We start from the raw sequence: 26,942 nt of genomic DNA, 5'->3' as shown, positions 1-26,942 counted from the left end.
CTCGTCGCCCTTGAATGAGCATTTGGCGAGAAGAGGAAATGGCATTGCGCATCGTTTCTTTGAATGTATGGGGTGGCCGGCTACATGAACCGCTGATGCGGTATCTGGTCGATATCGATGCGGATGTTCTCTGCCTGCAGGAAGTCGTGCGGACGCCGGACGCTGAAGCTGACTGGCTGGTCTATCGCGATCATGGCGTCGAACTCCCACAGCGGGCCAATCTTTTCGAGGAGATCAAGGCGGCTCTCCCGTCGCATGACGCCTTCTTCTGCCCTGTGGCGCGGGGCGAGCTTTTCGATGGCGATCGTCGGCTCTTCTCCGAATTCGGCCTGGCGACCTTCGTCCGCAAATCCTATCCGGTCATCGGCCAGGCCCTGGGCTTCGTGCATGGGGCGTTCTCTTCAGATGGCTGGGGTCCACATCCCCGGTCGCGCAACGCCCATTGCATTCGTCTGTTCGACTATGAAGCCGGCTATCCGATTACCATCGCCCAGATGCACGGCCTGCGCGATCCCGAGGGCAAGGGGGATACGCCGGCGCGTCAGCACCAGGCGAGGGCGCTGGTCGATCTGATCCGTCAGGTGTGGCCTGGAGAGGAGCGGCTGGTCGTTTGCGGCGATTTCAACGTTCTGCCGGGAAGCGTGACCTTCGAGGCTCTGGCAGCTCTGGGACTTTCCGATCTCATCACCTCGCGGGGACATCGCGACACGCGCACCTCCCATTACCGCAAGGAGCCGCGCTTCGCCGACTACATGCTGGTGACGCCCATGGTCGAGGTGGTCGCATTCGACGCCGTCGCCGAGCCGGAAGTCTCCGATCATCGCGCCTTGCTTCTGGATCTGCGGTAGTCCAGCTCAAAGACCGACATTCGGCCGGTCGATGACCTCGCGCAGGGCAAAGCTGGAATTGATCTTCACCACATGCGGCAGGGCGGAGAGCCAGTCGCGGTGGATGCGCTCGTAGTCCTCGAGATCGCGTGCCGCAATGCGCAGGATATAGTCGTATTCGCCGGACATCAGGTAGCAGCCGAGCACGTTCGGGCAAAGTTTCACCGCCGCCTCGAATTCCGAAAGTGTCTTGGCGAACTGGCCGGACAGCGAGATATGCACCATGGCGATCATCTTGTAGTCCAGCGCTTTGTGCGACAGCCGCGCATGATAGCCACCGATGACGCCGTCCTTCTCCAGAATATCGAGCCGGCGCGAACAGGCGGACGGCGACAGGCCGACCTTTTCGGCAAGCTCGGCATTGGTGATCCTGGCGTTCTGCTGCAGCACCCGCAGGATCGAACGATCCATGGCGTCTAGGTCTGACATTCGAAGATCCTTCGAAGAATTTTCCTTCTGCGCAATAATCCACGAAAAATGACTGCCGGGCAAATTCTCTTTGCAAGGACATTTCAAAGCGGAGGTGGTCTCATTCGGAGCAAGCATTCAGGGAGGAATGATATGCGTGTCGGTTGCCCGAAAGAGATCAAGAACCACGAATACCGCGTCGGCCTGACGCCCGCGTCGGTCCGCGAATATGTGGCCCACGGCCACGAGGTCTGGGTGGAGACCAAGGCCGGTGCCGGCATCGGCGCCGATGACCACGCCTATATTGCCGCCGGTGCGAAGATCGCCGCCAGCGCTAAGGACATCTTCGAAAAGTGCGACATGATCGTGAAAGTCAAGGAGCCGCAGCCTTCCGAATGGGCGCAATTGCGCGACGGCCAGCTTCTCTACACCTACCTGCATCTGGCACCCGATCCGGAGCAGACCAAGGGCCTCATTGCCTCCGGCGTCACCGCCATCGCCTATGAAACCGTCACCGACGAGCGCGGTGGCTTGCCGCTGCTGGCGCCGATGTCGGAGGTCGCCGGCCGCCTGTCGATCCAGGCGGGTGCTACAGCTTTGCAAAAGGCGAATGGTGGCCTCGGCATCCTCCTGGGCGGCGTGCCTGGCGTGCTGCCGGCCAAGGTGGCGATCATCGGCGGCGGTGTCGTCGGCCTGCATGCCGCCAAGATGGCGGCCGGCCTCGGCGCCGATGTCAGCATCCTCGATCGCTCGCTGCCGCGCCTGCGCCAGTTGGACGACATTTTCAACGGCCGTGTCCATACACGCTATTCCAGCATCCAGGCGCTGGAAGAAGAGGTCTTTTCCGCCGATCTCGTCATCGGCGCCGTGCTGATCCCCGGCGCCGCCGCGCCGAAGTTGGTCACGCGGGAAATGCTATCGGGTATGAAGAAGGGCTCGGTCATCGTCGACGTCGCCATCGACCAGGGCGGCTGCTTCGAAACCTCGCATGCCACCACCCATTCCGAGCCGACTTACGAGGTCGACGGCGTCGTACATTACTGCGTCGCCAACATGCCGGGCGCCGTTCCCGTCACCTCGGCGCATGCGCTGAACAACGCCACCATCTATCACGGCCTGGCGCTGGCCGATCGCGGCCTGCGGGCGATCGCCGAGGACAAGCATCTGCGCAATGGCCTCAACGTCCACAAGGGCCGCGTCACCAACAAGCCGGTGGCGGAGGCGCTGGGCTACGAAGCCTTCGCGCCGGAAAGCGTCTTGAACGTAGCGTAAAGCCCATCGCGCGACGTCAGATGGAGGCGCCGGCATTCTCATATGCCGGAGCTTCTTTTTTATCGATCCGGCATTGATAGCAATTGTTGCGTGCCGAGCGGACATGCACATAGGCGATGCCATCGCGGTTCAGCAGTTCTGCTGCATAGCTGGGGATATCTCCGATCGGCGTCACGGCGCCGGTGCCGTAGACAATGCGGTTATTCTCGCCATAGCCGCGTACGATGAAATCGGGGCTGGTTGTCAGCATCGGCGGCAGCACTTCCTCGGCTGCATAGCGCTCGCAAGGCACCTTATGCAGGAAGACCGGCCCGGTTTCGGCATAGGGCTGCAATTCAGGAAACGGCCGATAGGCGAAGACAAGAAATTCTTGGCCAGCATCGATATTGCGCAGGCAATGACGGCAGGGATGGCCGGGGCCGCCGGAGATCATTGTCTCCGGTCGGTGACCGTAAGCATCAGCGCCGCCGTTCCAGAGGTTTTCTGCATCGGACGTGGGCATGGCGGCAAAAGCGATGGTGGACATGACAAATCTCCTTGTTGAGGTTCGTCATGTGATGCGCTGCAAGGAAGGCGGAAGCCACCCGATTCCTGCCGTCAGGCCTTTTTCGCCAGCTCCAGCAATTCCTTGTCGCTCAGTGGCCGCACGATTCCTTCGCCTGTCGAGACCGGCGAGAAGCCGAACATCTGGTAGAGCTGCAGTGCGCGCGGATGATCGAGATTGTTGGTGGTCGTGGTGACGCGCTGCGGGTTCAGCGTCCATATGGCGTAGAGCGACTGCAGCAGGAACCATTTGCCGATGCCGAGGCCGAGCGCGTGCTCGATCAGGCCGAAATGGCTGAGCTCGATCGTCTCGTCATCCTGGCGGAAATATTCGAAGAATCCTGCCGGGGCGCCGTTGACGTAGAGGACGCTGATATCGTTGCGTTCATTGTGCAGGACAGCCGTCAGCTCTTCGTCGGACATGCGAAGCCGGTCGACCCAGTGCCAGCGCGCGCCTACCTGGCGATAGAGATAGCGGTAGAAGGGCAGCGGAATGCCAGGCGAACGCATGATCGCTGTCTGGATGTTGACGGGCACCGCCAAGCTCGCCTTGGGTGGCGCGGTCATTTCCAGACGGGTGATATGAACCTTGAGCGACGAGGGCGTCTTCACGGGCCGCAACGCTCAATCCTTTCCGGTGACGATGGGCGTATCCGGACGGCTGCCCCATTCCGACCAGGAGCCGTCATAGAGCCGGTTGGCGTCGTGGCCGAGCGATTCCAGCGCCAGCGTAATGATGGCGGCGGTGATCCCGGAGCCGCAGGTGGTAACGACGGGTTTTTCCAGATCGATGCCAGCCTTCTCGATCGTCTCACGCAGTTCGGGCAACGACTTGAACTTGCCGTTCACGGCAAAGACGCCGGATGGCAGGTTCTTGGCGCCCGGCATATGGCCGGAACGCATACCTTCGCGCGGTTCCGGCTCGGCAGCGGCGAAACGGCCGGCGCTGCGGGCATCGGCGATCTGCAGGGAGCCGCTGTCGACAATGCCGCGCATCTCGTCGAAGGAGACGACGCGGGCGGCATTGAAGTTCGGCTGGAAGGTGACGGGCGCGAATGCGGGCAGGGCGGTTTCCAGCGGCCGTCCTTCGGCCTTCCAGCCATCCAGGCCGCCGTCCAGCACGAAGACGTTCTTTGCGCCCATCACGGCGCGGAACAGCCACCAGACGCGGGGTGAGGCAAAGAGGCCGGGGCCGTCATAGACGACGATGCGATCGTTTTCGCTGATGCCGAGCTTGCCGACCTCGGCCGCGAAGAACTCCGGCGAGGGAACTGTATGCGGCAGACCAGTGGAGTGATCGGCTATCTTGTCCTGATTGAAGCGGATGGCGCCGGGAATATGGCCGCTGGCATATTCGGCATCGGCGTCACGCTTCTGCGCCGGCAGATAGAAGGACGCGTCGAGGATGCGCAGATCCTTGGCGCCCAATTCGTTCTGCAGCCAATCCGCGGATACGACGAAACGGCTTTTCTCCGCTGTCATGATGATCTCTCCCTGCCTATTTTTGATTCTGGGGGGTGTGTCAGGATGTGGGACTTGGCCGGCTTTACGCGTCGTCCGTGGGCGTGCCGAAACGAATGCGGAAGCGACGGTTCTCCTTGCCCTTCTTCTCGATCTTGGCGATATGGATTGCCCCGACTTCCTGTGTCTCCGACACATGTGTGCCGCCGCAGGGCTGGCTGTCAACGGCGGAATTCTCGCCGATGCAGACAAGGCTGACGCGGCCGAGGCCGACGGGCGGGCGCACATTCTTGGATTTGACGATGCCCGGATTGGCCGCCAGCTCCTCATCCGTGATCCATTGGACGAAGACGGGATGGTTTTCGTTGACGAGCGCCATCATCTTCGCCGTCACCTCGTCCTTGTCGATCGTCTCGCTCATGTCAAAATCGACACGGCTTTCATCCTCGCCGACGGCTGCACCAGTAATTGGAAACTGGCAGACGACCGAGAGCAGGTGACAGGCCGTGTGCATACGCATCAATTTGTAGCGACGCGGCCAGTCGACATGCAGCACCAGCTTCTCGCCGAGGATAGGCTGCGCCTCGCTCTCGAGCGGCACATGGATGATTATGTCCTTAATCGGCCCATGCCTCGTCTGTCCCAGCATGATCTTCGAACCGTCGGCGCGCTCGAGGAAACCTGTGTCGCCCGGCTGTCCGCCCGAGGTGGCGTAGAAGCAGGTCTGGTCGAGCTCAATGCCCCCATCCTCGTGAATCGCAGTGACGACGGCTTCGGCGGTCGAAAGATAAAAGTCGTCACGATAAAGGGCATTCACGGGCATGACGTCACGCTTGGTTTTCGTAAGGGATCGGAATATCGGAGCTCTTCGCAAGGTATGACGGCAACGGCAGACCCTTCGATTTCAAAAAGTCCGGGTTGAAAAGCTTGGACTGATAGCGGTTGCCGTAGTCGCAGAGGATCGTCACGATCGTGTGGCCGGGGCCGAGATCCCTAGCGAGGCGCACCGCGCCGGCAATGTTGATGGCCGTCGAACCGCCGAGGCAAAGACCTTCATATTCGACGAGATCGAAGACATAGGGCAGGGCTTCGGCATCGGTGACCTGATAGACGTAATCGGGCGTGAACCCCTCCAGGTTTGCCGTCACGCGGCCCTGACCGATACCCTCGGTGATCGAGGAGCCGGAGGATTTCAGCTCGCCATTCTTGTAGAATTCATAGAGCGCGGCGCCTTCCGGATCGGCGATGCCGATCTTGATGTCCTTGTTGAAGGCGTGCAGGCCCATGGCGACGCCTGCCAGCGTGCCGCCGGAGCCGACCGAGCAGATGAAGCCGTCGATCTTGCCGTCGGTGTCGGCCCAGATTTCCTTGGCGGTCGTCTCGATATGCGCCTGCCGGTTGGCGACGTTGTCGAACTGGTTGGCCCAGATCGCACCGTTCGGCTCGGTCTTTGCCAATTGCGCGGCAAGCCGGCCGGAGAGTTTCACGTAATTGTTGGGGTTCTTGTAGGGAACCGCCGGCACTTCGACGAGTTCGGCACCGAGCAGCTTCAGCGCGTCCTTCTTTTCCTGGCTCTGCGTTTCCGGAATGACGATGACGGTGCGGTAGCCGAGCGCCTTGGCGACGAGGGTCAGGCCGATACCGGTATTGCCGGCTGTACCCTCGACGATGACGCCGCCGGGCTTCAGCAAGCCCTTCTTCTCCGCATCGCGGATGATGTAGAGCGCAGCGCGATCCTTGACCGACTGGCCGGGGTTCAAAAACTCCGCCTTGCCGAGAATGGTCGAGCCCGTCGCCTCGGAGGCTCCCTTGAGCTTGATCAATGGCGTGTTGCCGATTGCTTCTAGGACGGAGGGATGGACGGTCATGGAATCTCTGCCTTCTGTTCAGCACTACTGTAAGAACGGTCTTTTCCCTTCACAAGGCAGTCTAGGCAAGAAATTCTGTTCCACGCTCCCCGTCCGGGCCGCAAAATTCCACTTGGACGACAAAAGACTTGGCGGGTTGCCATCGGAAAGTCCGCTCCTCCGTCAGGCCGGCACGGATTTCTCCCATGCGTACCCTATGTTGGCCGAAAGAGGCCACAATGATGCGCTAGTCCTAAAATGCTGAGGAAGACCGCCTGAATGCGGCATCCGGGCAGGTCACCAGCCGAGGAGAAAAGCCATGAGCCCATTCATCGCCCGTCCCGAACATGGAGTGGCCTGGATCACCGGCGCGAGCTCCGGGATCGGCCGTGCGCTGGCGCTGAGGCTTGCCGGCGAGGGCTACAAGGTTGCCGTCACCGCACGTCGTCACGACAAGCTGCTTGAGCTGCAGGCGGAAGCGAGCAAGCTGTCCGGCAGCATCGTCGTGCTCGATGGCGACGTCACCAGTGCCGAGGACATGGAGCACACCGTTGCGGCGATCGAATATCAACATGGCCCGCTGGCCCTGGTCGTTCTGAATGCCGGGATCTATCTGCCGGCGCGCGCCGAGGATTTGAACCATGATGTGTTCGACCACAGCTTCGCCGTCAATCTACACGGCGTCGTCAACTGTCTGGTGCCGGCGGTGCGTCATATGCGGGCGAGAGGGCACGGCCAGATCGCGATCGTCTCCTCGGCGGCAGGCTATGGCGGCCTGCCGGGAGGCGCTGCTTACGGCGCCACCAAGGCGGCACTCATCAACATGGCCGAAAGCCTGAATTTCGACCTGGATCGCGTCGGCATCCGCATTCAGCTGGTTACGCCGGGTTTCGTCGAAACGCCGCTGACGGCGAAGAACAAATTTCCAATGCCGGGGCTGATGTCGATGAACGACGCGGCCACGGCGATAGCCGCCGGGCTCAAATCACCGTCATTCGAAATCACTTTCCCGAAGAGCTTCACCTACAAGATGAAACTCATGAGATTCCTGCCCTACAGCCTGTATTTCCGTGTCGTCAGACGCATTACGGGCGACCGTCGTCCACGACAGGCCTCGGGCCATCATCCGACTCCACACCCCGCGGAGTAGCCTTGATGCGCCGGATACGCTGAAAAGCCTGCGCTCAAGCCAATTCGCCTGATCCTGTCACCGTTCTGTAATGCAAGTTCGCTAGCAGTCCAGCCGACTGGCATGCCCAGAATTGACAGGCAGGGAAAATAAGATGGCAGAAATCCGGATCGAGCAGGTTCGCAAGGCTTATGGACGCAATCCGGTCGTGCATGGCGTCGACCTGAATTTCCGTTCCGGTGAATTCGTGGTTATTCTCGGCCCTTCCGGCTGCGGCAAGTCCACCCTGTTGCGCATGATCGCTGGACTTGAGGATATCACTTCGGGCGAGATCGTCATCGACGACAAGGTCGTCAACCAGCTCGAGCCGCGTGAACGCGGCTGCGCCATGGTCTTCCAGAACTACGCGCTCTACCCGCACATGAATGTCGCCGCCAATATGGGCTATGCCCTGAAGGTGGCGGGCGTGCCGCGCGAGGAGCGTGACCGCCGCATCAAGGAAACCGCTCGCATCGTCGGCCTGGAGGATTTCCTCGACCGCAAGCCGGCCGAGCTTTCCGGCGGCCAGCGCCAACGCGTCGCCATGGGCCGCGCCATCATTCGCGAACCGAAGGTCTTCCTCTTCGACGAGCCACTCTCCAACCTCGACGCCAAGCTGCGCGTGCAGATGCGCGTCGAGATCCGTCGCCTGCATAAGCGCCTGTCGGCCACGTCCGTCTTCGTCACCCACGATCAGGTCGAGGCCATGACGCTCGCCGACAAGCTGGTGGTCATGTACAAGGGCAATGTCGAGCAGGTCGGCACGCCGCTGGAAGTCTACAACACGCCGCGCACCCGTTTCGTCGGCTCCTTCATCGGCTCGCCGGCCATGAATTTCCTCGAAGGCTCTTTCTCGGCGAATGGCGAGCAGTTCATTTTCGACGGATTGCCGTTCTCCATCGACGCCAATATCGGCAAGCGCCATGCCGGCCAGCCCGTCGCCCTCGGCATCCGCCCTGAACATGCGCGTCTGGTGCCGGTGGGTACGCCCGGCGCTGTTCCGGCAACAGTCGATTTCGTCGAGGAGCTTGGCGCCGGCCGTGTCATCCATTGCGATATCAACGGCTCCAGCTTCGCCGTTGCTGTCGCCAACCATACATCCGGTGAAACGGGTCAGGCCGTGGCGCTGGAGCTGCCGCGAGACAACATCCATCTCTTCGCCCAGGACACTGGTCTGAGACTTGACGCCATCGCCACCGTCACGCCTCTCAAGGTGATGGCGCACTGATTTCAGATATCAATTTTCAGCAAGTGCGCCCGGAAATCCTCACCGATTTCCGGGCTTTTTCTATAATGCTGAGCTGTCATCGACTGCGGCCGCGATCCGGACTCTAAACCTGCCCGCAGATCATTTCGTGCATTCGAAATTCTCCGCCTTGTTCATATCCGTCGCTCCCGGCTTGTATCTCGGATAGGACGGATATTCGCACATTGGCCGCGTGCGGCCGGCACCATCCTTGCCGGCATCGCTGACGGTCAGATTCTCCGGCGCTTTTCCCTTTTCGACCCAGTTCTCCAAAGCCGTCAGGGGATCCCAGGCGGCGATGAACTTGCCGCTGCCATGACCGAAACCCGGTATGAGGTAGAAGCGCATGAAGCCATGGACATTCTCCATCCCCATCGTTTTGACCACGCGCTCATAATAGGAAACCGTATTGTAGGGCGAGATTGCGAAATCGGTGGTGCCGTGCATCTGCAGCATTTTGCCACCGTGTTTCTCGAAGGCGGATAAGTCGGCATTGTTTGCATCGGTCAGCCTGGAAACCTGTGCAATCCGCTTGGCATATTTTGCCGGGTCGAACGTTATCGTGTTGAATTTCGGATCGCGCACGATGGCGTAGCGGATCAATGGATCGGCAAGGACGGCAAGGCCGAAATTGGCAACAGGGGTCGGCGGGTCTGTCAGGTCTGGCGATGAGCCGAAACCCCACAGGCCATAGAGATCCCCACCTTGAAAAATCGGCCAGCGCGCGAAGCCATCGACACCGTCCTCCAGCCTGACCGGAGACTTGTAGGGCGTATTGATTGTCTTCAGAACCTCGATTTGGGTGTCTGAAAGGCATGTATCGCCTTCATCCTTTCCGTTTCCGCAGCGAAGGTCTTCGACCTTGAAGGTCGCGTCGCACGCTTCCGTATTCGAAATGAGACCGTCTTCGACACCGTCGAGCTTGTCGCAAGCTCTCGCAACGGCCGCGTTGAGCAGCTCGACTTTCGCGGGGTTCAGATAGGCCCCCTTGCGGTAGAAAGCCTTTGCGAGATAGTTGCCGGAAAGCTGTAATGCCGAAAAGGGGTTGGCTGGATGGGTAACGATGGCGCCATCGTAATCGGCTGGCCAGCGCTGGATCGCAATCAGGGATTCGTGTCCGCCTTGCGAATTGCCTTGGATATAGGTCTTTTGCGGCTTCCTGCCGTAATAGTCGGCAACCACTACCGTTGTGACATCGTGGGTCTTCTTGATTTGCAGGCCGCCGAAGTTGGCCAGGGCCTCATCGTTCAAGAGGAATTTGCCGTCGAGCACTGATGGCGACTGGTGGCCGCTGTCGCTGCCGAAGGTAACATAGCCGCGCTGTAGGGGTGTTTGAACCGCGTCAGATCCGAAGGAAACATTCTTGACCGCTTCGATCAGGGTTCCGTCATAGCCTCCGCCGCCGTACTGGATAATCCTGTCGTTCCAGGTCAGCGGCAGATTGATTTGGAAATTGATGTTCGGCGCCTTGGGATCAACGGGTTCGATCCCGCCGAGCACCTTGCAGAAGCCGCCGCCGGCAGCTTGGTCGCCTTTGACAAGGTCGGCGGAATAGACGACGGCGCGACGAGCCGGCGCGCCGATCTTGTCGCGAGAGATCAACATTCCCCGCAGAGCCATGCAATGCGCTTCTTCAGGTGTCGGCATTTGCTGGGCAGCAGCGACACCTACGCTCAAGAAAAGCACTGCATTCGCCGTGATCAATTGCCAAAGTCTCATTGCATCCTCCTCCTTGCAATTTCGATGGGCTCGCACTGTTGGATTTGTCGCCCCGGCGAATTCCGGTATTCGCTCCGGAAATTTCGCGCATGCCGCATCGTTTCATCGCGTAAACTCGCTGCACCCATGGGGTATGGCGAGATCACGGCGAAAAACATGCAGCAGGCGGACGCTTGACGACTCCCGTAATCAGTCCCTCCAACCGATTAAGCTAGGGAAAAATGCAGGCAACGGAGGAACGTCACAATGCATTTTTCAAGCAAATAATTGTATTAATCGAACATCGGCAGGGGAACTCGCCACCAGCTTCCCGGCGAAATGAAATCGCCCTGAAGCCGGTGCCTCCATTTGAGGCGCTTCACAAACGATGGATAGGGCCGGGACATGCAGCGAGCTGGCGACGAAAGCGCTGATGTCGATCATGCGGTGGATTTGATTCTGTCAACACCGCCTGCGTCGGCAGCTGCCGCGCCTACCAATGAGGCGCGACAGGCTTCGATCACTTCTCGGTGGAGATGAGGCCGCGAACGAACCAGCGCTGCATCAGCGCCACGACGAGGAGCGGCGGCAGCATGACGATCAGCGTGCCGGCCATGGCGATATGCCACTCGGGCAGGCCGCCGACGTTCGGGATGAGCTGCTTGAGTTCGGTTACCGCGGTTGCGTGCGACGGATCGGTGGTGATCAGCAGCGGCCACAGATACTGGTTCCAGGCCCAGAGGAACATGATGGTGCCGAGCGCTGCCATATTGGTGCGTGACAGCGGCATCAGGATATCGATGAAGAAGCGCAGCGATCCGGCGCCGTCCATGCGCGCTGCCTCGGTCAGCTCGTCCGGTATTGTCAGGAAGAACTGACGGTAGAGGAACGTACCGGTCGCCGTGGCGACGAGCGGCAGGATCAGGCCGGGATAGGAATTAAGCAGTCCCAGGTTCAGCTCGACGTGAATGCCCGAAACCTTTTCGATGAGCCAGCTGATGCCGGTGACATCGAGGATCGCCTGGTAGGGCGACAGCACATTGGCGACAACCGCATAGGTCGGCACGACACGCACTTCGAGCGGTAGCATCAGTGTTATGAAGATCAGCCAGAAGATAAAGTGGCGGCCCGGATAGCGGAAATACACCAGCGAAAAGGCGGTGAGGGCCGAAAGGATCACCTTGCCGGCTGCCACACCGCCGGCGAAGATCAGGCTGTTCAGCAGCTTCGGACCAAGATCGGCGGTCGTCCAGGCCGTCTTTATGTTGACCCAGAAATCGGTGCCGGGGATCAACGACATCGGTACCTGATTGACATCAGTCATATTGTGGGATGCGGCGATGGCAACGATGGCCAGCGGCGCCATCGCCGCGACGAAGCCGAGGAACAGGATTACATGCGTGAAGAAATTCAGAATTGGGGTGCGCTCGACCATGTCAGCCTCAACGGTAATGCACGCGCCGCTCGATGAAGCGGAACTGGAAGATGGTGAGCACGATGATCAGTAGCATAAGGATGATGCTCTGCGCCGCCGCGCCGGAATAATCGAGACCTCTGAAGCCGTCGAAAACGATCTTGTAGACCATGAGGTTGGTCGCGTTGTGCGGTCCTCCTGATGTCATGATGTCGACGATGCCGTAGGAATCCTGAAAGCTCTCGGTGATGTTGATCACCAGCAGGAAGAAGATCGTCGGCGTGATCAGCGGGAACTGGATATCCCAGAGGCGCCGGAGCACGCTGGAGCCGTCCATCGCGGCAGCTTCGATCAGCGAGCGCGGAATGGCCTGGAAGGCGGCAAGGAAGAAGATGAAGCTGTAGCCGATATACTTCCACGAGTAGGCGGCAATGATGGAAGCCATCGCGGCATTGCCGTTGAGGCCCGGGTCCCAAAACCCCGGCCAATAGTGATTGACGACCGACATGAAACCGGCTTCCGGCGCCAGGATGAAACGAAAGGCCATCGCCGATGCGGGGGCTGCGACGCCGTAGGGCCAGATCAGCACGACGCTGTAGAATTTCGAACCGCGAAGCTGCCGGTCGGTCAGGGCTGCGAGGATCAGCGCAACGCCCATGGAGATGGCAGTGCTGATGGCAGCGAAGATGATGCTGATCGTCACCGAATTCCAGTAATCGGCACTGGCGAGAATGGCTTTGAAGTTGTCGAGCCCGACCCAGATATTGCCGCCGCCCCAGGGCTGCTGCAGCGTCAGCGACCAGTAGATCGCCTGGCCGGCCGGCCAATAGAAGAAGGTGAATATGAGGAGGAGCTGCGGCACTGCGAACAGGATGCCGACACTCCACTTGCTGAAAGTCGTACGCTTTTCCATTGCTTCTTCCGGCTTTGGTCTGATGCCATTCTCGGTCATGACAAACGTCCGCCGGGAAAATCCCGGCGGACGCTGTCTGGCTTAGCTTGCAGCTTACGGGAGCTGCTTGCCCTTGTAGGTGGCTTCGAAGCGCTCGAGAACGGCATTGCTGTTCTTGGCGAGATTGTCGATGCCTTCCTGGACGCTGACCTTGTTGGCGAAGATCGCCTGCATCTGGTTGCCGAATTCAGCGCGGATCTGCGTGAAGTTGCCGAGACGGATGCCGCGGGTGATCGGGGTCGGCTCGGAGGCGGTCAGGCTGGCGATGGCGACTTCGCGGCCCTTGTAGGGAGCCTTGTCGTAGAAGCCGGAGGACTTCATGAATTCAAAGCCGGAATTCGTGACGGGGATGTAGCCGGTGTTGGTCGACCAGAAGAGAGCGGTCTTGGGGTCGTGGATGAAGTTCAGGAACGCGGCGGCGCCCTTGTATTCATCGGCGGACTTGCCGGAGAGAACCCAGAGCGAAGCGCCGCCGACCAGAGAGTTCTTGCGCTCGGTACCGGCGTATACCGGAAGCTCGGCAACATCCCAGTTCATGCCGGCTTTCTGCGTCTTGCCGACCGTGCCGTGGTCGCCGACGGAGGTCATGATCATCTGGCAATCGCCCGATGCGAAGGCCTGAACCATATCCTGGCCGAGTTCCTTCGACTTGATCTTGATGAGGCCCTGATCGTACCAGCTCTTGAGGTCGGTCACGTACTTGACGAACTTGGTCTTGTTGACCTCGAGACGGGCGTCGAGACCGTCATAACCATTGTTCTTGGTGGCGATCGGCTGGTTGTGGAGCGCGGAGAACTGCTCCATCAGCTGCCAGCTTTCGTTGCCGGAGATGTTGATGGCCATTGGGCAATCATAGCCGGCACCCTTGAGCGCCTTCATGTCGTCGGCGGCTTCTTCCCAGGTCTTCGGAGCGGCGGTTTTGCCGATCTTCGCGAAGGCGTCCTTGTTCCAGTAGAGCAGGGCGGTCGAGGAGTTGAACGGGAAGGAGAGCAGCTCGCCCTTCGACGTTGCGTAATAGCGCGCAATGCCGGGGAAATAGTCGTTCCAGTCGATCTTGTAGCCATTTTCGGACATCAGCTTGCCGGCCGGATAATAGGCGCCGGAGAGCATCATGGTCGCGGTTCCGGCGTCGTAGACTTGGACGACTGCCGGCTGCTTGCCGGCGCGGAAGGCGGCAATGGTGTTCTGCAGGGTCGCGTCGTAATTGCCCTGGCTGGTGCAGACGACTTCATAGTCCTTCTGCGACTCGTTGAAATTCTTGCACATCGTCTGAACGACGCGCTCCAGATCGCCCGACAGGCCGAACCAGAAATCGAACTTGGTCGGAGCGGCAGCAGCAGGCAGGGCCAGCGCTAAGCTCATGACGCCGGCGGCGGCGGCCGAAATGCAGTTTTTAAGTGTCGACATAATCCCTATTTCCCTCTTGAAAGCTCGGAACCGGTGGTCTTGGGCAAGCCCGCGGTAGCGGCGTTATAGAGATGCTGTGTGACAGTTTGTTGTGGGTACGAATCTCGCGTTCAAGGGTGGTTTTTCGTCTCTACAGGCGCTTTCAAAGACCTGTTGCGGATGAACCGGAAGGACAGGGCAGTTGCCACGGCAAGCGTAACTTGATGCTTGTCTAATATTGGTAATTTCAGGAAGGATGCACATGCGTCGTCGATCCCGTGTCTTGTCGGGATGGTGCGCTATATGATGAAGGAGCTGTCACTGATCATCATTATACTTGCCCTGATCAGGCGCGGTCCGCTGATGTTTATGGCTGGGGGAATGTCGATGGCGCCGACGGGCTTTCCTTGCCGTGGGCCTGCGCCTTGATGCATGATCACGCAGATATAACGACGGAAGCATTGAGGAGCGAATCCATGGCGCAGAGCGAACGGCAGAAGATGGCGGCGGGCGAATGGTATTGCTGCCTCGATCCCGAGTTGGATGCCCTGCGTGTGGCGGCCCGCAATGCCGTGCATCAGCACAACATTATGCCGCCCCTCCAGCGCGGCAATTTCGGCCCGGCGCTGTCGACGCTTTTTGCCGGCGCCGGCGAGGGTGTGTTCATCGAGGCACCATTTCACTGCTCCTACGGCATCAATATCTGGCTTGGTCCCAAGGTCTATTTGAATGCCGGCTGCACCATTCTCGATAGCGCCCCTGTGCGGATCGGCGAAGGCAGCATGCTAGGACCGGGCGTCCAGATCTATTGCCCGGAACATCACAGAGATCCGGTACTACGTTGCGCTGGGCAGGAAATCGCGCGGCCGGTCGAGATCGGCAAGGCTGTCTGGATCGGCGGCGGTGCCATCATCCTCGGCGGTGTGACGATCGGCGACGGCGCGATCGTCGGAGCCGGGGCAGTGGTCACGAAAAGCGTGCAAGCGGGCGTGGCCGTGGTTGGAAACCCGGCCAGGGCTCTGCCTTCAAAGTAAAGAAGCGAGGAATCAGTTCGCCGGGCGACGCCGTTTTGTCCACCACACGGCAAAACGACGGCGCCAGCGCCGCACCAGCGGCAGGTCATGCGACAGCACGACGAAGCCGAGCGGCAGCATCCAGAAGCCGAGGATGGGCAGGAAGCCGAGCAGGCCGCCGAAAATCAACGCGACGCCGAGGCCGACGCGAGCGAGCCGCGATCTCGGGAGTGGAATGCGGATGGAGCCTATGACAAGCTCGCGCGTGCTGGGGTCTATGCCGAAACGACGGGCCTTTTCGCCCGCTTTGCGACCGCTATTTTCTGTGGTTCTGCCTGGATTGGTCATCCACAGGAGATGGTAAAGCGACAAAATAATACAAGGGAAATGAACTTTTTTGAAAAAATCGCTTGGCAAATCGGGAAAGCATTTGTATTAGCCCACTCACACCGCGCCAAGCGGTATTCCCTGGTAGCTCAGCGGTAGAGCATTCGACTGTTAATCGACAGGTCGCCGGTTCGAATCCGGCCCGGGGAGCCATTTTCAGACTTAGGTGCCTGTTATCTTGATATTTTCGGTAGCAGGCACTTATTTCTCCTCTTTTTCTCCCCGCTTTTATACTTCCTTTTAGCCTGTGCATAACTGACGCTCGGCTAGATCGGTGGCGGCCCATCGCCCTACCATAACAAGAGGAAGCCAGCGGTTTTGTCCACGGTAGCCAACGAACTGCCAACAGTGTAAAGCTCGCGGCATGGCCCTAGACCCACTCAAAGCCCTTTCAGACTATGGTGAAGCGACATGCACCGTACAGTTCTGGATTGCTGACGCTCCTGCAGTTGAATTCAATTCCCTCAAAGCTGCCGTCCGCTATGCAAAAGATAACGGCGGGCGATGGCAGGAGATCGAAATCACCGTGCATCTGCCCAGGGAAGATATTGTTTACGCGACCGAGAAGGTGCACCGATTGATCGATGCATTACGGGATCGCCGCCGGAAGTAGATTTCCATATTTCAGAGATCTCCAGATGGAGGTCAGATGGGCGCAAAGAAAGCTGCCGGCATTTCCGCCGCCGGCCGCGGTCTTCATCATTCCAACAGATTCGATCGCACGGCATCACCGCTCTCGAAAACGTGAGGATGCATTCATGTAACGTTAAGGTGAATCAGCGCATCAACAGCGGGCGCAATCGCGCAGCATAATCCCCCAATGCTTTAGAGGTTCGACATGAAAAACCTGATTCTCGCTTCCGCCGTTGCCCTGGTATCCGTCGTCGCCGTTAGCGCGCCGTCGCAGGCTGCTCCGTTCCATCGCCATCATCATGATTGCTTCGTGAAGACCGTGAAGCACAAGGTTCATGGCCACTGGGTCATTCGCAAGGAACGCGTCTGCCGTTAATTCGGCGTCAGTGTTTACGCCGGTGGCGCTTGCCGGCGGCAAACTAGACCGGCCGCTGTCGAGTTCTTTCGACAGCGGCCGGAATGTTTTGTGGGGTATGCAAGCAGGCCGGATCGATGATCGTTGTTTGATCGATCAATCGCTAGCGAAATTCATCGCGCCTACCATCCTGGATCACGGACGGATTTCAAAGATGATGCCGCCGCGGCGCGGACGGTAGTCGCGCCGGTCATAATAGCGCCGGTCGTCACCCCAATAGCGGCGACGGTCCGAACGGCGATCCCAGCGACGGTCGCGGCTCTCGCGCCAATGGCGGCGATCATGGTGACGCTCGCGCCAATCCCGCCGTCCACGATCGAAATCCTGGTTACGGCGAGATCCGCGTTCCTGAACCAGAACGATGTCGGAAACGCTGGTCGAGGGTGAATTGGTCACCGGCACCGCCCTTGCCGGAACTGCGGCGGCCAGCATTGTTCCCATGGTCAGCGAAGCTGCCAGGGCAATCGCAGCAAATTTTCTCAAAGCACCGACTCCTTTATTTGAACCATATCCCTTTTCGGTGAGTAAACGCCGCGAGCGCGGTAATGTTCCACTTTAAGGTTGATATGGTTTCGCCGGCAACACGCAATACGATTGCGATGCGCTGATTTGCGGAGGCGGAGGGTGATGCAATCGGCCGCAGCGGCTTGCGGGGGCCGGATCAGCATAAAAAGGGGCCTGGCAGGGAAAGCCAGGCCCCTCTCTTCTCTGATCGGAGGTCAAGTCAGATCAGGTCAGAAGTTGCGTTCGAAGCGGAGGATACCGGAAACGGTGTCGTCCTTGGCATAGTCGTAGTGAACGTAGGTCAGTTCCGGCTCGATGAGCAGGTCCTTGACCGGGTTGAACTTCAGGTTCGACGTAGCTTCGAAGATCTTCGAGTCGGTGTAGGCGAGCTGCAGGTTCCACTTCAGCTTTTCGTTGACCGGAACGCCAACGCCACCCCAAACGGCCCAGTCACCCCAGCCGCACTTGGATTCGTTGACGGTGCCGTTCGGCGCCGTGCAAGCGGAAATATCCTGGTTGGTGCCAGCATACTTGTTGAGCTTGTCGCCATCCGTATTGTAGCCGCCCATCAAGAAGGCCGTGAAGCCGCCGAAGTCGGCATCGACGCGAGCCTTGATAGCGCCTTCTTCGACGATGGAGTCATAACCGCCGACAACCTTGAAGGACCATGCGCCAGCCTTGTAGCCTGCACCGGCAACAACGTCAGGAGCGTAGTGGTCCGTGCTCTGATCAACCCACCAGCTTGCGCCATAGGAGTTGCTCGAGCCGCCGGAGTTGCTGTCTTCGAGCGAGATCACAGCCGTGAAGCCGTTGCCGGCGTCGTAGTTGTAGGTCAACTGGTTGAGTTCGTACGGGCCGTCATAGATCACGTCGTCGTTGATGACGTCGCCGGCGTAACCGATATAAAGGTTATAGGCCGAGTCTTTCTTACCAACGGTGAAGCCGCCGAGGCTGATATACGACCACAGCAGGTTCGTGCTGGTCGAGCCGCCGTCGTTCCAGTCCCAGCGAACGATGGTTTCGGTCTTCAGCGGGCCGTATTCGGTGTCGGTCGCGGTGTCGACGTTCAACTCGGCGCGGGTATGCCAGAGAGTGCCTTGGCTGCTGGCGCGATTATATGCGTTGTACCATTCACCTTCGGTACGAAGCTTGCCGCCGACTTTGAGGCAGGTTTCCGTGCCCGGGATGAAGAAATACCCAGGACCGTAGGCGTCGCAGATGCGAACGTATTCGAGCGGCTCCGGCTCGGCGGCGACGATAGCGTCAGCCGCGTGAGCACCGGTTGCTGCTGCGAGCGCGGCAGCGGAGCCAAGAAGAAGGCTCTTGATGTTCATAATAACTCCAATCTGTTCCCGATTGGGCATGAGATATCGCGCCAAATAATGACGTGCCCAACCCATCCCGTTCATGTTCCCTATCAGTAGGTGCGAAGTAGTAAGCTTCACGAACTATTTGGTGAACCCGCTTCGCTGATTTGGCAAGTTACTAAGATTGGCGAACTATATGTACGCTACTCGAAAAAAATCTTTGTTGCAAAAATGACGCAAATCGCTGGTTCGCCTTATATTGCAGGCTTTCCAGGGGTTGCGAACAGGGTGCGTCTGTAACCTGAGGGAGGGTAAGGGAAGGGGAATGCCATGGAATCGCGCAATCGTAACCCGCCGTATCGGCGAAACTAGCTGCGATCGAGAAACGATTGGGAAGATTTTGGAGACCTCGGCCGGATGGGCGAACGCAGGACTTTGACTGTCCATGGCTTTCGTTGTGAGCGACATCCATCGCAAAAGTGAGGCCTGCCAGCGCGGGTAAAGCTTAAGATGGACGCCGCATGAGGTTGATGGCGGTAGAAGGTTACTGCTCTTTATCCCAGTCAGGAGCACCGGACCAATTTTCTCCATCACTGAGAGCTCCGGCGGGCGACAAGTCGCCGACGATGACCGTCGTGCACAGCTGGTCTGGATAGACCCGTGTTCCGATCTGGTAAATCTGAAGCCAGTTAGCGGAGGGTTCGATTTTCACGGCCTGGCCAATGGTGAACTGCGGTGCCTGACTGTCAGTCTCAACGAGGTGGAACGGTTGTTCCGTGACCTTTTTCGTAAAACCAATAACGTGACGCATAAGAAATACTCCTCTTCATATGGGCAGTATCCCAACGTCGTCGTCAGCTTGATTGTTCCGAATTTGGTTGCCACACCACATCCGCTAGATAAGGTTGACGCTACAATCCGCCGACAGTCAGAAAGCTCGGCAGCGCCGGGAGCGGTCTGCGGAGAATGAGGATCTCACCCCTCCTTCATCGGTATCTTGGCCTCTTTCACTGCGGCGATGAACGCCTGCCGTGCATCCTCGGGAGTGCGCTTGCCGCTGATCACATCGGCACAGATGGACAACGCCCGGTCCAACGCGGGGGCTTCCTCGATAGGCCAATCCTCGATCAGCGCCCAGGAGGCTGCTTGGGTCGTATCGATGATTACCCACTCTTCGGGTTTCTCAAGAGCGATCGTGACCGCCTTGCTCCATTTTCTCTCCGTCATCGGAAACTCTCAAATTTGTGGATGCTTATAGCCTGTCTCATAGGCCGATTCATTTCTCCTGGCGAGGCAGTTTCGTCTGGGATCGACGCTCGCTGGAATGTTTCGGGGCCGGTGGGATGACAAGACAAAACGGAATCAATGTCCATCATCCAGACTGACGCGCCGACACGCTTCGATGACATCACAGCCCGGTCGGTATGGTGCTTTGCCGTGCCCTGTTGGAAACGCCTGGAAACCAAGGGGAACAACGCACAACATGAAGCCAGAAATTTCCAGCCTGATTATCGCGTATCTAACTGATTTCATTAAGAAAATAAATGGAGGCCTCGCCCGGAATCGAACCGGGATGCAAGGATTTGCAGTCCTCTGCGTAACCACTCCGCCACGAGGCCATCCGATTTAGTAAAGGCGAGTGATGGCGGGCGTTTAGAACGAATCTCAGGAGAGTGCAAGACCTATCGCGGTCGATGATCAAATAACTTGTCGATTGGCGCCGGTCGGGTGTGTTTCAGGGGTCGAACGCCGCGACAACGCATTTGCGGAAATGTTGCTGCATTGCAAAAATAGATTGCTCCTCTATTTCCGACCGAACATTCGGATAAGCTGGTGGAGCAGTTTATGAAATATGTCAGGGAATTCGAGGCCCTTAGGGGCATGCTTGCGATCTGGGTTCTTGTCGGCCATGTCGCTTCCGCCGTCGCCATTCATGGACGATTGTTTCAGGAGCGGTTCTATAACGAACATGCGGTGGATGTTTTCATCATCCTCAGCGGTTTCGCCATAACCGCGTTGATCGACAAACGGCCGGAACCTTATCATCTGTATATCGCCCGGCGCGCGCTGAGGATTTTCCCGGCCTATCTGTTTTATCTGGCGATCTCCGTCGCGGTCGCAGGCGTTGCGGTTCAGATATGGGCGGCTTCACCCGACGGCTCGATGAAAGCGGCACGGGTCGGCATTGCCAATGATACGCTCGCCTATTGGCCCTGGCACCTTTTGGTGCATGTCACGGGCCTGCATGGGCTGGTGCCCCCGCGCTTTCTGCCGTTCACCGATTATGCCTTTCTCGGCCAGGCCTGGAGCATCTCGCTCGAATGGCAGTTTTATCTGATGGCGCCGCTCTTGATCGGATTGCTCGCGAGACCGGTGTCGTGGTCGCGAATCGCCGTTCTCATTGTTTTGGCCTTCGCGGTTGCCGTGGTCTCACCGGCGCTGCCCGAAAGCTTTCTGAGCAAATGGCTGGTCGATTTCGGTGTCGGCATCGCCAGCTTCTATTTCATGAAACGCCGCGCCCTCGACGACCCCTTCGTGAAATCCTTGCCGTTGCCCCAGCTTTGGCTGATCGGAGTCGGCCTGTGCATATTCCAGCGTTCCGTCGACTATCTGCCGCTCGCCATCTGGCTGACGGCGATCCTGGTTATCATTTCGGCGCGTGAGGGCAGGGGTGCCGTCTTTGAACGGATGTCTGCCATTGCCTGCAGCCGACCGCTGCAATGGCTGGGCAGTATGGCCTATTCGCTCTATCTCTCGCACATGCTGGTTTTGCTTCTGGCACTTGCCACGCTGCCAAGGCTCGGGATTTCGTCGCCCTGGGCGCAGGCCGGTTACCTGCTGGTGGTGACGCTTGTCGGATCGCTGATCGTCTCGAGGATCTCCTATCTCTATATAGAGAAGCCGTTTCACGAGTTCGGCCGTAGCCTCGGTAGACGCGAGCCCGTTGCGTCGGAACCTGCTGCGATCAATAAAAAGAGAGCGGTCTGATCCGTGCATCACCAAGGCCGCTGTTGTTACGGCGCGACGCATCATCATGAATCTCTGCGTCTGCCGCAGCAACGCCTTGAAAGCGTAGCCGCACGCGATTAAGACACGCTAAGCATAGAAGCAAAACCGGCTTAGCCTTCGGGCGCGAGAGGATATGATGGATTTCGAAGCAGCACGCGTGAAGATGGTCGAGAACCAGATCCGCACGACGGATGTTACCTCCCATTCCGTGTTGAATGCGTTTCTGACGGTGCCGCGCGAAAATTTCGTGCCGGAGAAGTCGAAGCTCCTGGCCTATGTCGACAATGATATCGAGGTCTGTCCGGCGGCTGCAGGCACGCCGGCGCGCTTCCTGATGGAAGCGTCGCCGCTGGCAAAGCTCTTGCAGCTCGGCGCGATCACCAAGGAAGACAAGGTTCTCGATGTCGGTTGCGGCACGGGTTACGTCTCGGCGCTCCTGTCGATCCTGGCCGGCAAGGTCGTCGCGCTCGAATCCGACGAGGCGCTGGCCGCTACGGCCAAGACCAATCTCGCAGCGCTCGGCCATGACAACGTCACGGTCGTTACCGGCGAGCTGGAAAAGGGCTATGCCGCCAGCGGCGCCTACGATGTCATTTTTGTCGATGGTTCGGTTCAGGAAGTGCCGCAGGCACTGCTCGATCAGCTCGGCGAAGGCGGTCGTTTGATCGTGGTGCTGGGCTATGGCCATGCCGCCCGCGCCACCGTCTTCATGCGCGAGCGCGGAGCTCTTTCGGAAAACGTCTTCTTCAATGCGTCGATCAAGCCACTGCCGGGCTTTGCCAAGGCCAAGGAATTCGTGTTCTGATCGGCAGTATGGCCGAATGATCCTTTTGAGACGGGCGCTTCAGGCGCCCGTTTTTCGTTGGGCTCTCCAGTAATGAAATCGGCAATCGCACGCGATTCGCGCCGACCGTAACAAAACTGTGCATCAGCGGGCTTAGTGCTTTCGCGGTGATTTTTTTCCCAAGGGTAGTATTCTAGGGTGGCGCTGATTCGGGCGCTCCTTTGACGGGATTCCGGTCGTTGTATCTGGGAAAACGGGGATGAATATGGCTCAGCCAAGTGTCGTGCGTGAACCGTCCATGGAGGAGATCCTGGCGTCCATCCGCCGGATCATCGAGAGCAACGAGCCCGGCGCCGCCCATTCCATTTCGCCGTCCCTGCCAGCTGTCTACACCACCGCCGACGATGAGCGCGATGACGATATCCACCTGACGGTCGATGAGGAATTCGCCGCCGCGGACCTGGCGAATGCATCGTCGGTTACAGCCGCCGACTCCGAACCGCGTTTCGTCGCCGCCAATTCGCAGATGCCGATGCGTGAGCCGGAAGCGCCCGCTCGCACCCTGTCGCTTGCCGATGTCGCCGCGCGCGTTCGTGCCGCTTCCGAGCGCAATGCCGCGCAACTGAACCCGGCCCGCGAAGCACCGCAGCTGCGCGAGTTGCCGCCAGCCATGGTCGCGCGCCTTGCCGAGGCCCGCGTCGAGCCGCTCGCTGGTGTGCCGCTGCGCAATACCGTTACTGAAGCACCCGCATCGGCCGCAACCGCGCCGACGGCCGCACTTCTCGCCGAGGCTGCGCTGCATGCGGCCAAGGTCGAGGCGCAGGCCGACGCCGAACCGAAACAGGTGGAAGAGCGTCCGGCCGCAGCCGCACCGGCCGAAGCCCCCGTTTTCAATCCGCCGCCACAACAGCCGGCAGTGGCCACCGCCGATCGTTTCCTGCCGCAGGTACAGGCCGAACTCTCGTCTTCGTTGATGTCGGAAGCGGCCGGCGCGCAGGTTGCACGGTCCTTCGGAGAACTCGCCGCTGCGATCGATGGCAGCGAGCGCCGGTCGCTGGATCAGATCGCAGAGGAGATGCTGCGGCCGATGCTGCAGGATTGGCTCGACGACAACCTGCCGACGCTGGTCGAGCGTCTCGTGCGTGAAGAAATCGAACGAGTGGCACGCGGCCCGCGCCGCTGACAGCCTGAGCTTCGGGTAGACGATCCGCCGCTCCGGCTTCCGGGGCGGCTTTTTTATTGACTTGCCTGCGACCATCCTATTTACAACCCGCATCACCGAACCCTCTAGATCCGGTCCCAAAATGCTCGACAAAACCTATGATTCCGCCGCCGTCGAACCGAAGATCGCCCAGAAATGGGAAGAGGCCGACGCCTTTCGCGCCGGTGTGAACGCCAAGCCTGGCGCCGAAACCTTCACGATCGTCATCCCGCCGCCGAACGTCACCGGTTCGTTGCACATGGGCCATGCGCTGAACAATACGCTGCAGGACATCATGGTGCGCTTCGAGCGCATGCGCGGCAAGGATGTACTCTGGCAGCCGGGCATGGACCATGCCGGCATCGCCACGCAGATGGTCGTTGAGCGGCGTCTTGCCGAAAGACAGCAGCCTAGTCGTCATGTCATGGGTCGCGAAGCCTTTATCGACAAGGTCTGGGAATGGAAAGAAGAGTCCGGCGGGCTGATCTTCAATCAGCTTAAGCGCCTCGGCGCATCCTGCGATTGGTCGCGCGAACGCTTCACCATGGACGAGGGTCTGTCGAAGGCCGTTCTCGAAGTCTTCGTCACGCTCTACAAGGAAGGCCTGATCTATCGCGACAAGCGGCTGGTCAACTGGGATCCGAAAATGCTGACGGCGATTTCGGATATCGAAGTCGAGCAGCATGAGATCAACGGCCATCTCTGGCACCTGCGCTACCCGCTGGAAGAAGGCGTCACCTATCAGCATCCGATTGCCTTCGACGAGGAAGGCAAGGCGACGGAATGGGAAACGCGCGACTATCTCGTCGTCGCCACCACCCGTCCGGAAACCATGCTCGGCGACACCGGCATTGCCGTCAATCCGGAGGACGAACGCTACAAAGCAATCGTCGGCAAGCATGTCGTCCTGCCGATCGTCGGCCGCCGCATCCCGATCGTCGCCGACGAATATCCGGATCCGACCGCGGGCACCGGTGCCGTCAAGATGACGCCCGCGCATGATTTCAACGACTTCGATGTCGGCAAGCGCCGTGGTCTGCGCGTCGTCAACATTCTGACGCCGGAAGCTTCCATCACCATCAAAGACAACGAGGACTTCCTCGAAGGTCTGGATCATCCAGCCGCTTTGCATGGCGCCTGGGATGAGCTGGAAGGCACGGACCGTTTCGAAGCGCGCAAGATCATCGTCCGCATCTTCGAAGAGGCTGGCCTGCTCGACAAGATCGAGCCGCATAAGCATATGGTCCCGCATGGCGACCGTGGCGGCGTTCCGATCGAGCCGCGCCTGACCGAGCAGTGGTATGTAGACGCCAAGACGCTCGCCGAACCGGCGATCGCCTCCGTCCGCGAAGGCCGCACTAAGCTCGTTCCGAAGAGCTGGGACAAGACCTATTACGACTGGATGGAAAACATCCAACCCTGGTGCGTTTCCCGTCAGCTCTGGTGGGGTCATCAGATCCCCGCCTGGTATGGCCCGGACGGTCAGGTCTTCGTCGAAAAGACCGAGGAAGAAGCGCTGCAGGCGGCGATCCAGCACTATCTCTCGCATGAAGGGCCGATGAAGGCCTATGTCGAGGACTTGCTGGAAAACTTCAAGCCGGGCGAAATCCTGACGCGCGACGAAGACGTGCTCGACACCTGGTTCTCGTCCGCTCTCTGGCCGTTCTCGACACTTGGCTGGCCGGATGAGACGCCGGAACTGGCGCGCTACTATCCGACCAACGTGCTCGTCACCGGCTTCGACATCATCTTCTTCTGGGTTGCCCGCATGATGATGATGGGCCTGCATTTCATGAAGGATAAGAACGGCGATCCGGTCGAGCCCTTCAACACGGTCTATGTTCACGCTCTAGTGCGCGACAAGAACGGGCAGAAGATGTCGAAGTCCAAGGGCAACGTCATCGATCCGCTCGAGCTGATCGACCAGTACGGCGCCGATTCCCTGCGTTTCACGCTGGCGATCATGGCCGCACAGGGCCGCGACGTGAAGCTCGATCCGTCCCGCATCGCCGGCTACCGCAATTTCGGTACCAAGCTGTGGAACGCCACGCGCTTCGCCGAGATGAACGGCGCCAAGAGCGACCCGCATTTCGTGCCGGAAGCAGCCGAGCTCACCATCAATCGCTGGATCCTGACCGAGCTTGCCCGCACCGAGCGCGACGTCACCGAGGCGATCGAAGCCTATCGCTTTAACGATGCCGCCGGCACGCTTTATCGCTTCATCTGGAACCAGTTCTGCGACTGGTATCTCGAACTCCTGAAGCCCGTCTTCAGCGGCGATGATGAGAACGCCAAGGCGGAGGCGCAATCCTGCGCGGCCTATGTTCTTGAAGAGACCTACAAGCTGCTGCACCCCTTCATGCCCTTCATGACCGAAGAGCTCTGGGCGCATACGGCGGGCGAGGGCAAGGAGCGTGACGGCCTGATCTGCCACGCCGAGTGGCCGGTTCCCTCCTATGCCGACGATGTCGCGGCCGACGAGATCAACTGGCTGATCGATCTTGTCTCCGGTCTGCGCTCCGTACGCTCGGAAATGAACGTACCGCCGGCTGCCACCGCCCCGCTGGTAATCGTTGGTGCCAACAGCCTGACCCGCGAACGTCTCTTCCGCCACGATGCGGCGATCAAGCGGCTGGCGCGTGTCGAGGCGATTTCACTTTCGGATACCGCTCCAAAGGGCGCGGCGCAGATCGTCGTCGGTGAAGCGACCGCCTGCCTGCCGCTCGGCAGCCTCATCGACCTTTCCGTCGAGAAAGCACGTCTGGAGAAGGGGATCGCCAAGAACGAGCAGGAAATGGCCCGCATCGTCGGCAAGCTGTCGAACGAGAAGTTCGTCGCCAATGCCAATCCGGATGTGGTTGCCGCCGAGCGCGAGCGTCTGGACGAACTCCAGGGGCAGCTCGCCAGCCTGAAGGTCGCTCTTGCCAGGGTCAGCGAAGCCGGCTGAGGTCGCAGATAATCCAAATAAAAAGGGCATGCGGACAAAGGTCGCGTGCCCTTTTTTATTGCGCCATCGATTCGATGGAATCATCAAAACAGCTGATCTCGCCCATCGCCAGCTTCGCGCAGGCGAAAACAATTACCCCTAAATTGATAGCTTTCTCGAAAAGCGAAACTGTTGTCGGATTGTAACAGAATTGTTTCAGTAGAGAATATTAATCTATGTGGGGCATAAAATGTTTTTGAAGAAGAAAAAAATAACTAACGCGAACCGTAATGGAGCATGTAGCTCACTTTCTTACGTAAATCAGTCACTATATCGCGAGCTCCCAGGGCGTCAGCGGTGCATTGCCAATTGGGATGATCGTCGCAACAATCAGACACATAGATGCACAAGTGGGGGAGACACAATGGCATTTCGTATTGCGTTGAAGGGTGCGTTCGCGCTCGTTATTACCTCGTCGTTT

The 26,942-nt window shown here is 59.2% G+C and carries 26 protein-coding genes and 2 tRNA genes; 12 read left to right on the top strand and 16 right to left on the bottom strand.

From position 1 onward, the window contains the following. The first annotated feature begins 38 nt into the window (after positions 1-38). Positions 39-848 (top strand): endonuclease/exonuclease/phosphatase family protein, encoded by an 810-nt coding sequence (locus tag RRH01S_RS32010; protein WP_174005807.1) that lies wholly within the window; start codon positions 39-41, stop codon positions 846-848. Between the two features lie 6 nt (positions 849-854). Here RRH01S_RS32010 and RRH01S_RS32005 read toward each other — a convergent pair whose 3' ends face one another. Beyond that, complete coding sequence (locus RRH01S_RS32005) at positions 855-1,316, bottom strand: Lrp/AsnC family transcriptional regulator (RefSeq protein ID WP_012651286.1); 462 nt, start codon at positions 1,314-1,316, stop codon at positions 855-857. A gap of 132 nt (positions 1,317-1,448) precedes the next feature. Between RRH01S_RS32005 and ald the strand changes: the two genes are divergently transcribed. Continuing rightward, a complete protein-coding gene (ald, locus tag RRH01S_RS32000) occupies positions 1,449-2,567 on the top strand; it encodes an alanine dehydrogenase (protein ID WP_007690891.1) in 1,119 nt (372 codons plus the stop codon). Between the two features lie 16 nt (positions 2,568-2,583). Here the strand turns inward: ald and RRH01S_RS31995 are convergent, their stop codons facing one another. The 5 genes from RRH01S_RS31995 to RRH01S_RS31975 form a co-directional block, all read right to left on the bottom strand. Beyond that, a complete protein-coding gene (locus RRH01S_RS31995) occupies positions 2,584-3,093 on the bottom strand; it encodes a DUF1203 domain-containing protein (protein ID WP_012651287.1) in 510 nt (169 codons plus the stop codon). 71 nt (positions 3,094-3,164) lie between these two features. Further along, positions 3,165-3,677, bottom strand: a complete 513-nt coding sequence (locus RRH01S_RS31990; RefSeq protein WP_042477387.1) for a GNAT family N-acetyltransferase — start codon at positions 3,675-3,677, stop codon at positions 3,165-3,167. Positions 3,678-3,734: 57 nt separating this feature from the next. Further along, the gene (sseA, locus tag RRH01S_RS31985; protein ID WP_012651288.1) at positions 3,735-4,592 is read right to left on the bottom strand and encodes a 3-mercaptopyruvate sulfurtransferase; all 858 of its coding nucleotides are present in this window, start codon (positions 4,590-4,592) and stop codon (positions 3,735-3,737) included. Between the two features lie 64 nt (positions 4,593-4,656). Continuing rightward, the gene (locus RRH01S_RS31980) at positions 4,657-5,394 is read right to left on the bottom strand and encodes an alanyl-tRNA editing protein (RefSeq protein WP_012651289.1); all 738 of its coding nucleotides are present in this window, start codon (positions 5,392-5,394) and stop codon (positions 4,657-4,659) included. A 4-nt stretch (positions 5,395-5,398) separates the two neighbouring features. Next, the gene (locus RRH01S_RS31975; protein WP_007690901.1) at positions 5,399-6,439 is read right to left on the bottom strand and encodes a cysteine synthase A; all 1,041 of its coding nucleotides are present in this window, start codon (positions 6,437-6,439) and stop codon (positions 5,399-5,401) included. A 298-nt stretch (positions 6,440-6,737) separates the two neighbouring features. On the opposite strand from RRH01S_RS31975, the gene RRH01S_RS31970 reads away from it, so the two are divergent. Both RRH01S_RS31970 and RRH01S_RS31965 read left to right on the top strand, forming a co-directional pair. Next, positions 6,738-7,568: an SDR family NAD(P)-dependent oxidoreductase gene (locus RRH01S_RS31970; protein ID WP_012651290.1), complete on the top strand. Its 831-nt coding sequence runs from the start codon at positions 6,738-6,740 to the stop codon at positions 7,566-7,568. A 133-nt stretch (positions 7,569-7,701) separates the two neighbouring features. Further along, positions 7,702-8,814, top strand: coding sequence for a sn-glycerol-3-phosphate import ATP-binding protein UgpC (locus tag RRH01S_RS31965; protein ID WP_007690906.1), 1,113 nt, complete (start codon positions 7,702-7,704; stop codon positions 8,812-8,814). 120 nt (positions 8,815-8,934) lie between these two features. On the opposite strand, the gene RRH01S_RS31960 is transcribed toward RRH01S_RS31965, so the two are convergent. The 4 genes from RRH01S_RS31960 to RRH01S_RS31945 form a co-directional block, all read right to left on the bottom strand. Next, positions 8,935-10,551 (bottom strand): tannase/feruloyl esterase family alpha/beta hydrolase, encoded by a 1,617-nt coding sequence (locus tag RRH01S_RS31960; protein WP_042477373.1) that lies wholly within the window; start codon positions 10,549-10,551, stop codon positions 8,935-8,937. A gap of 499 nt (positions 10,552-11,050) precedes the next feature. Continuing rightward, on the bottom strand, positions 11,051-11,965 hold the full coding sequence (locus RRH01S_RS31955; protein ID WP_007690909.1) for an ABC transporter permease subunit: 915 nt from the start codon (positions 11,963-11,965) through the stop codon (positions 11,051-11,053). Between the two features lie 7 nt (positions 11,966-11,972). Continuing rightward, positions 11,973-12,857, bottom strand: coding sequence for a carbohydrate ABC transporter permease (locus tag RRH01S_RS31950; protein ID WP_012651293.1), 885 nt, complete (start codon positions 12,855-12,857; stop codon positions 11,973-11,975). Between the two features lie 93 nt (positions 12,858-12,950). Further along, positions 12,951-14,303, bottom strand: a complete 1,353-nt coding sequence (locus tag RRH01S_RS31945) for an extracellular solute-binding protein (RefSeq protein WP_007690912.1) — start codon at positions 14,301-14,303, stop codon at positions 12,951-12,953. A 455-nt stretch (positions 14,304-14,758) separates the two neighbouring features. Between RRH01S_RS31945 and RRH01S_RS31940 the strand changes: the two genes are divergently transcribed. Further along, the gene (locus RRH01S_RS31940) at positions 14,759-15,316 is read left to right on the top strand and encodes a sugar O-acetyltransferase (protein ID WP_007690913.1); all 558 of its coding nucleotides are present in this window, start codon (positions 14,759-14,761) and stop codon (positions 15,314-15,316) included. A gap of 12 nt (positions 15,317-15,328) precedes the next feature. On the opposite strand, the gene RRH01S_RS31935 is transcribed toward RRH01S_RS31940, so the two are convergent. Beyond that, positions 15,329-15,643: a hypothetical protein gene (locus RRH01S_RS31935; RefSeq protein WP_007690914.1), complete on the bottom strand. Its 315-nt coding sequence runs from the start codon at positions 15,641-15,643 to the stop codon at positions 15,329-15,331. A 117-nt stretch (positions 15,644-15,760) separates the two neighbouring features. On the opposite strand from RRH01S_RS31935, the gene RRH01S_RS31930 reads away from it, so the two are divergent. From RRH01S_RS31930 to RRH01S_RS34600, 3 genes are all read left to right on the top strand, one after another. Next, positions 15,761-15,835, top strand: a tRNA-Asn gene (locus RRH01S_RS31930). A gap of 211 nt (positions 15,836-16,046) precedes the next feature. Next, a complete protein-coding gene (locus RRH01S_RS31925) occupies positions 16,047-16,295 on the top strand; it encodes a hypothetical protein (RefSeq protein WP_034518371.1) in 249 nt (82 codons plus the stop codon). A 225-nt stretch (positions 16,296-16,520) separates the two neighbouring features. Further along, on the top strand, positions 16,521-16,691 hold the full coding sequence (locus tag RRH01S_RS34600; protein ID WP_007690915.1) for a hypothetical protein: 171 nt from the start codon (positions 16,521-16,523) through the stop codon (positions 16,689-16,691). Between the two features lie 174 nt (positions 16,692-16,865). Here the strand turns inward: RRH01S_RS34600 and RRH01S_RS31920 are convergent, their stop codons facing one another. The 5 genes from RRH01S_RS31920 to RRH01S_RS31900 all read right to left on the bottom strand — a co-directional run bounded on the left by RRH01S_RS31920 (position 16,866) and on the right by RRH01S_RS31900 (position 20,160). After that, a complete protein-coding gene (locus RRH01S_RS31920; protein WP_012651296.1) occupies positions 16,866-17,213 on the bottom strand; it encodes a hypothetical protein in 348 nt (115 codons plus the stop codon). A gap of 251 nt (positions 17,214-17,464) precedes the next feature. After that, complete coding sequence (locus RRH01S_RS31915; RefSeq protein WP_007690918.1) at positions 17,465-18,568, bottom strand: porin; 1,104 nt, start codon at positions 18,566-18,568, stop codon at positions 17,465-17,467. Positions 18,569-19,085: 517 nt separating this feature from the next. Beyond that, positions 19,086-19,352, bottom strand: coding sequence for a hypothetical protein (locus RRH01S_RS31910; protein ID WP_041722490.1), 267 nt, complete (start codon positions 19,350-19,352; stop codon positions 19,086-19,088). A 164-nt stretch (positions 19,353-19,516) separates the two neighbouring features. Continuing rightward, positions 19,517-19,768 carry a DUF982 domain-containing protein gene (locus RRH01S_RS31905; RefSeq protein ID WP_007690922.1) on the bottom strand — a complete coding sequence of 84 codons (252 nt, stop codon included), beginning with the start codon at positions 19,766-19,768 and terminating at the stop codon, positions 19,517-19,519. 318 nt (positions 19,769-20,086) lie between these two features. Then, positions 20,087-20,160, bottom strand: a tRNA-Cys gene (locus RRH01S_RS31900). A gap of 226 nt (positions 20,161-20,386) precedes the next feature. On the opposite strand from RRH01S_RS31900, the gene RRH01S_RS31895 reads away from it, so the two are divergent. The 4 genes from RRH01S_RS31895 (at position 20,387) to RRH01S_RS31880 (ending at position 26,482) form a co-directional block, all read left to right on the top strand. After that, a complete protein-coding gene (locus RRH01S_RS31895; protein ID WP_012651298.1) occupies positions 20,387-21,529 on the top strand; it encodes an acyltransferase family protein in 1,143 nt (380 codons plus the stop codon). Positions 21,530-21,683: 154 nt separating this feature from the next. Next, positions 21,684-22,355 (top strand): protein-L-isoaspartate O-methyltransferase family protein, encoded by a 672-nt coding sequence (locus RRH01S_RS31890; protein WP_012651299.1) that lies wholly within the window; start codon positions 21,684-21,686, stop codon positions 22,353-22,355. A 244-nt stretch (positions 22,356-22,599) separates the two neighbouring features. Then, positions 22,600-23,517, top strand: coding sequence for a PopZ family protein (locus RRH01S_RS31885; RefSeq protein ID WP_012651300.1), 918 nt, complete (start codon positions 22,600-22,602; stop codon positions 23,515-23,517). Positions 23,518-23,638: 121 nt separating this feature from the next. After that, positions 23,639-26,482 carry a valine--tRNA ligase gene (locus RRH01S_RS31880; protein WP_012651301.1) on the top strand — a complete coding sequence of 948 codons (2,844 nt, stop codon included), beginning with the start codon at positions 23,639-23,641 and terminating at the stop codon, positions 26,480-26,482. Positions 26,483-26,942 lie beyond the last annotated feature (460 nt).

The organism is Rhizobium rhizogenes NBRC 13257, from assembly GCF_000696095.1.
GTDB lineage: Bacteria > Pseudomonadota > Alphaproteobacteria > Rhizobiales > Rhizobiaceae > Rhizobium > Rhizobium rhizogenes.
The sequence above is the reverse complement of the archived record's forward strand: the minus strand, read 5'-3'. Positions and strand labels throughout refer to the sequence as shown.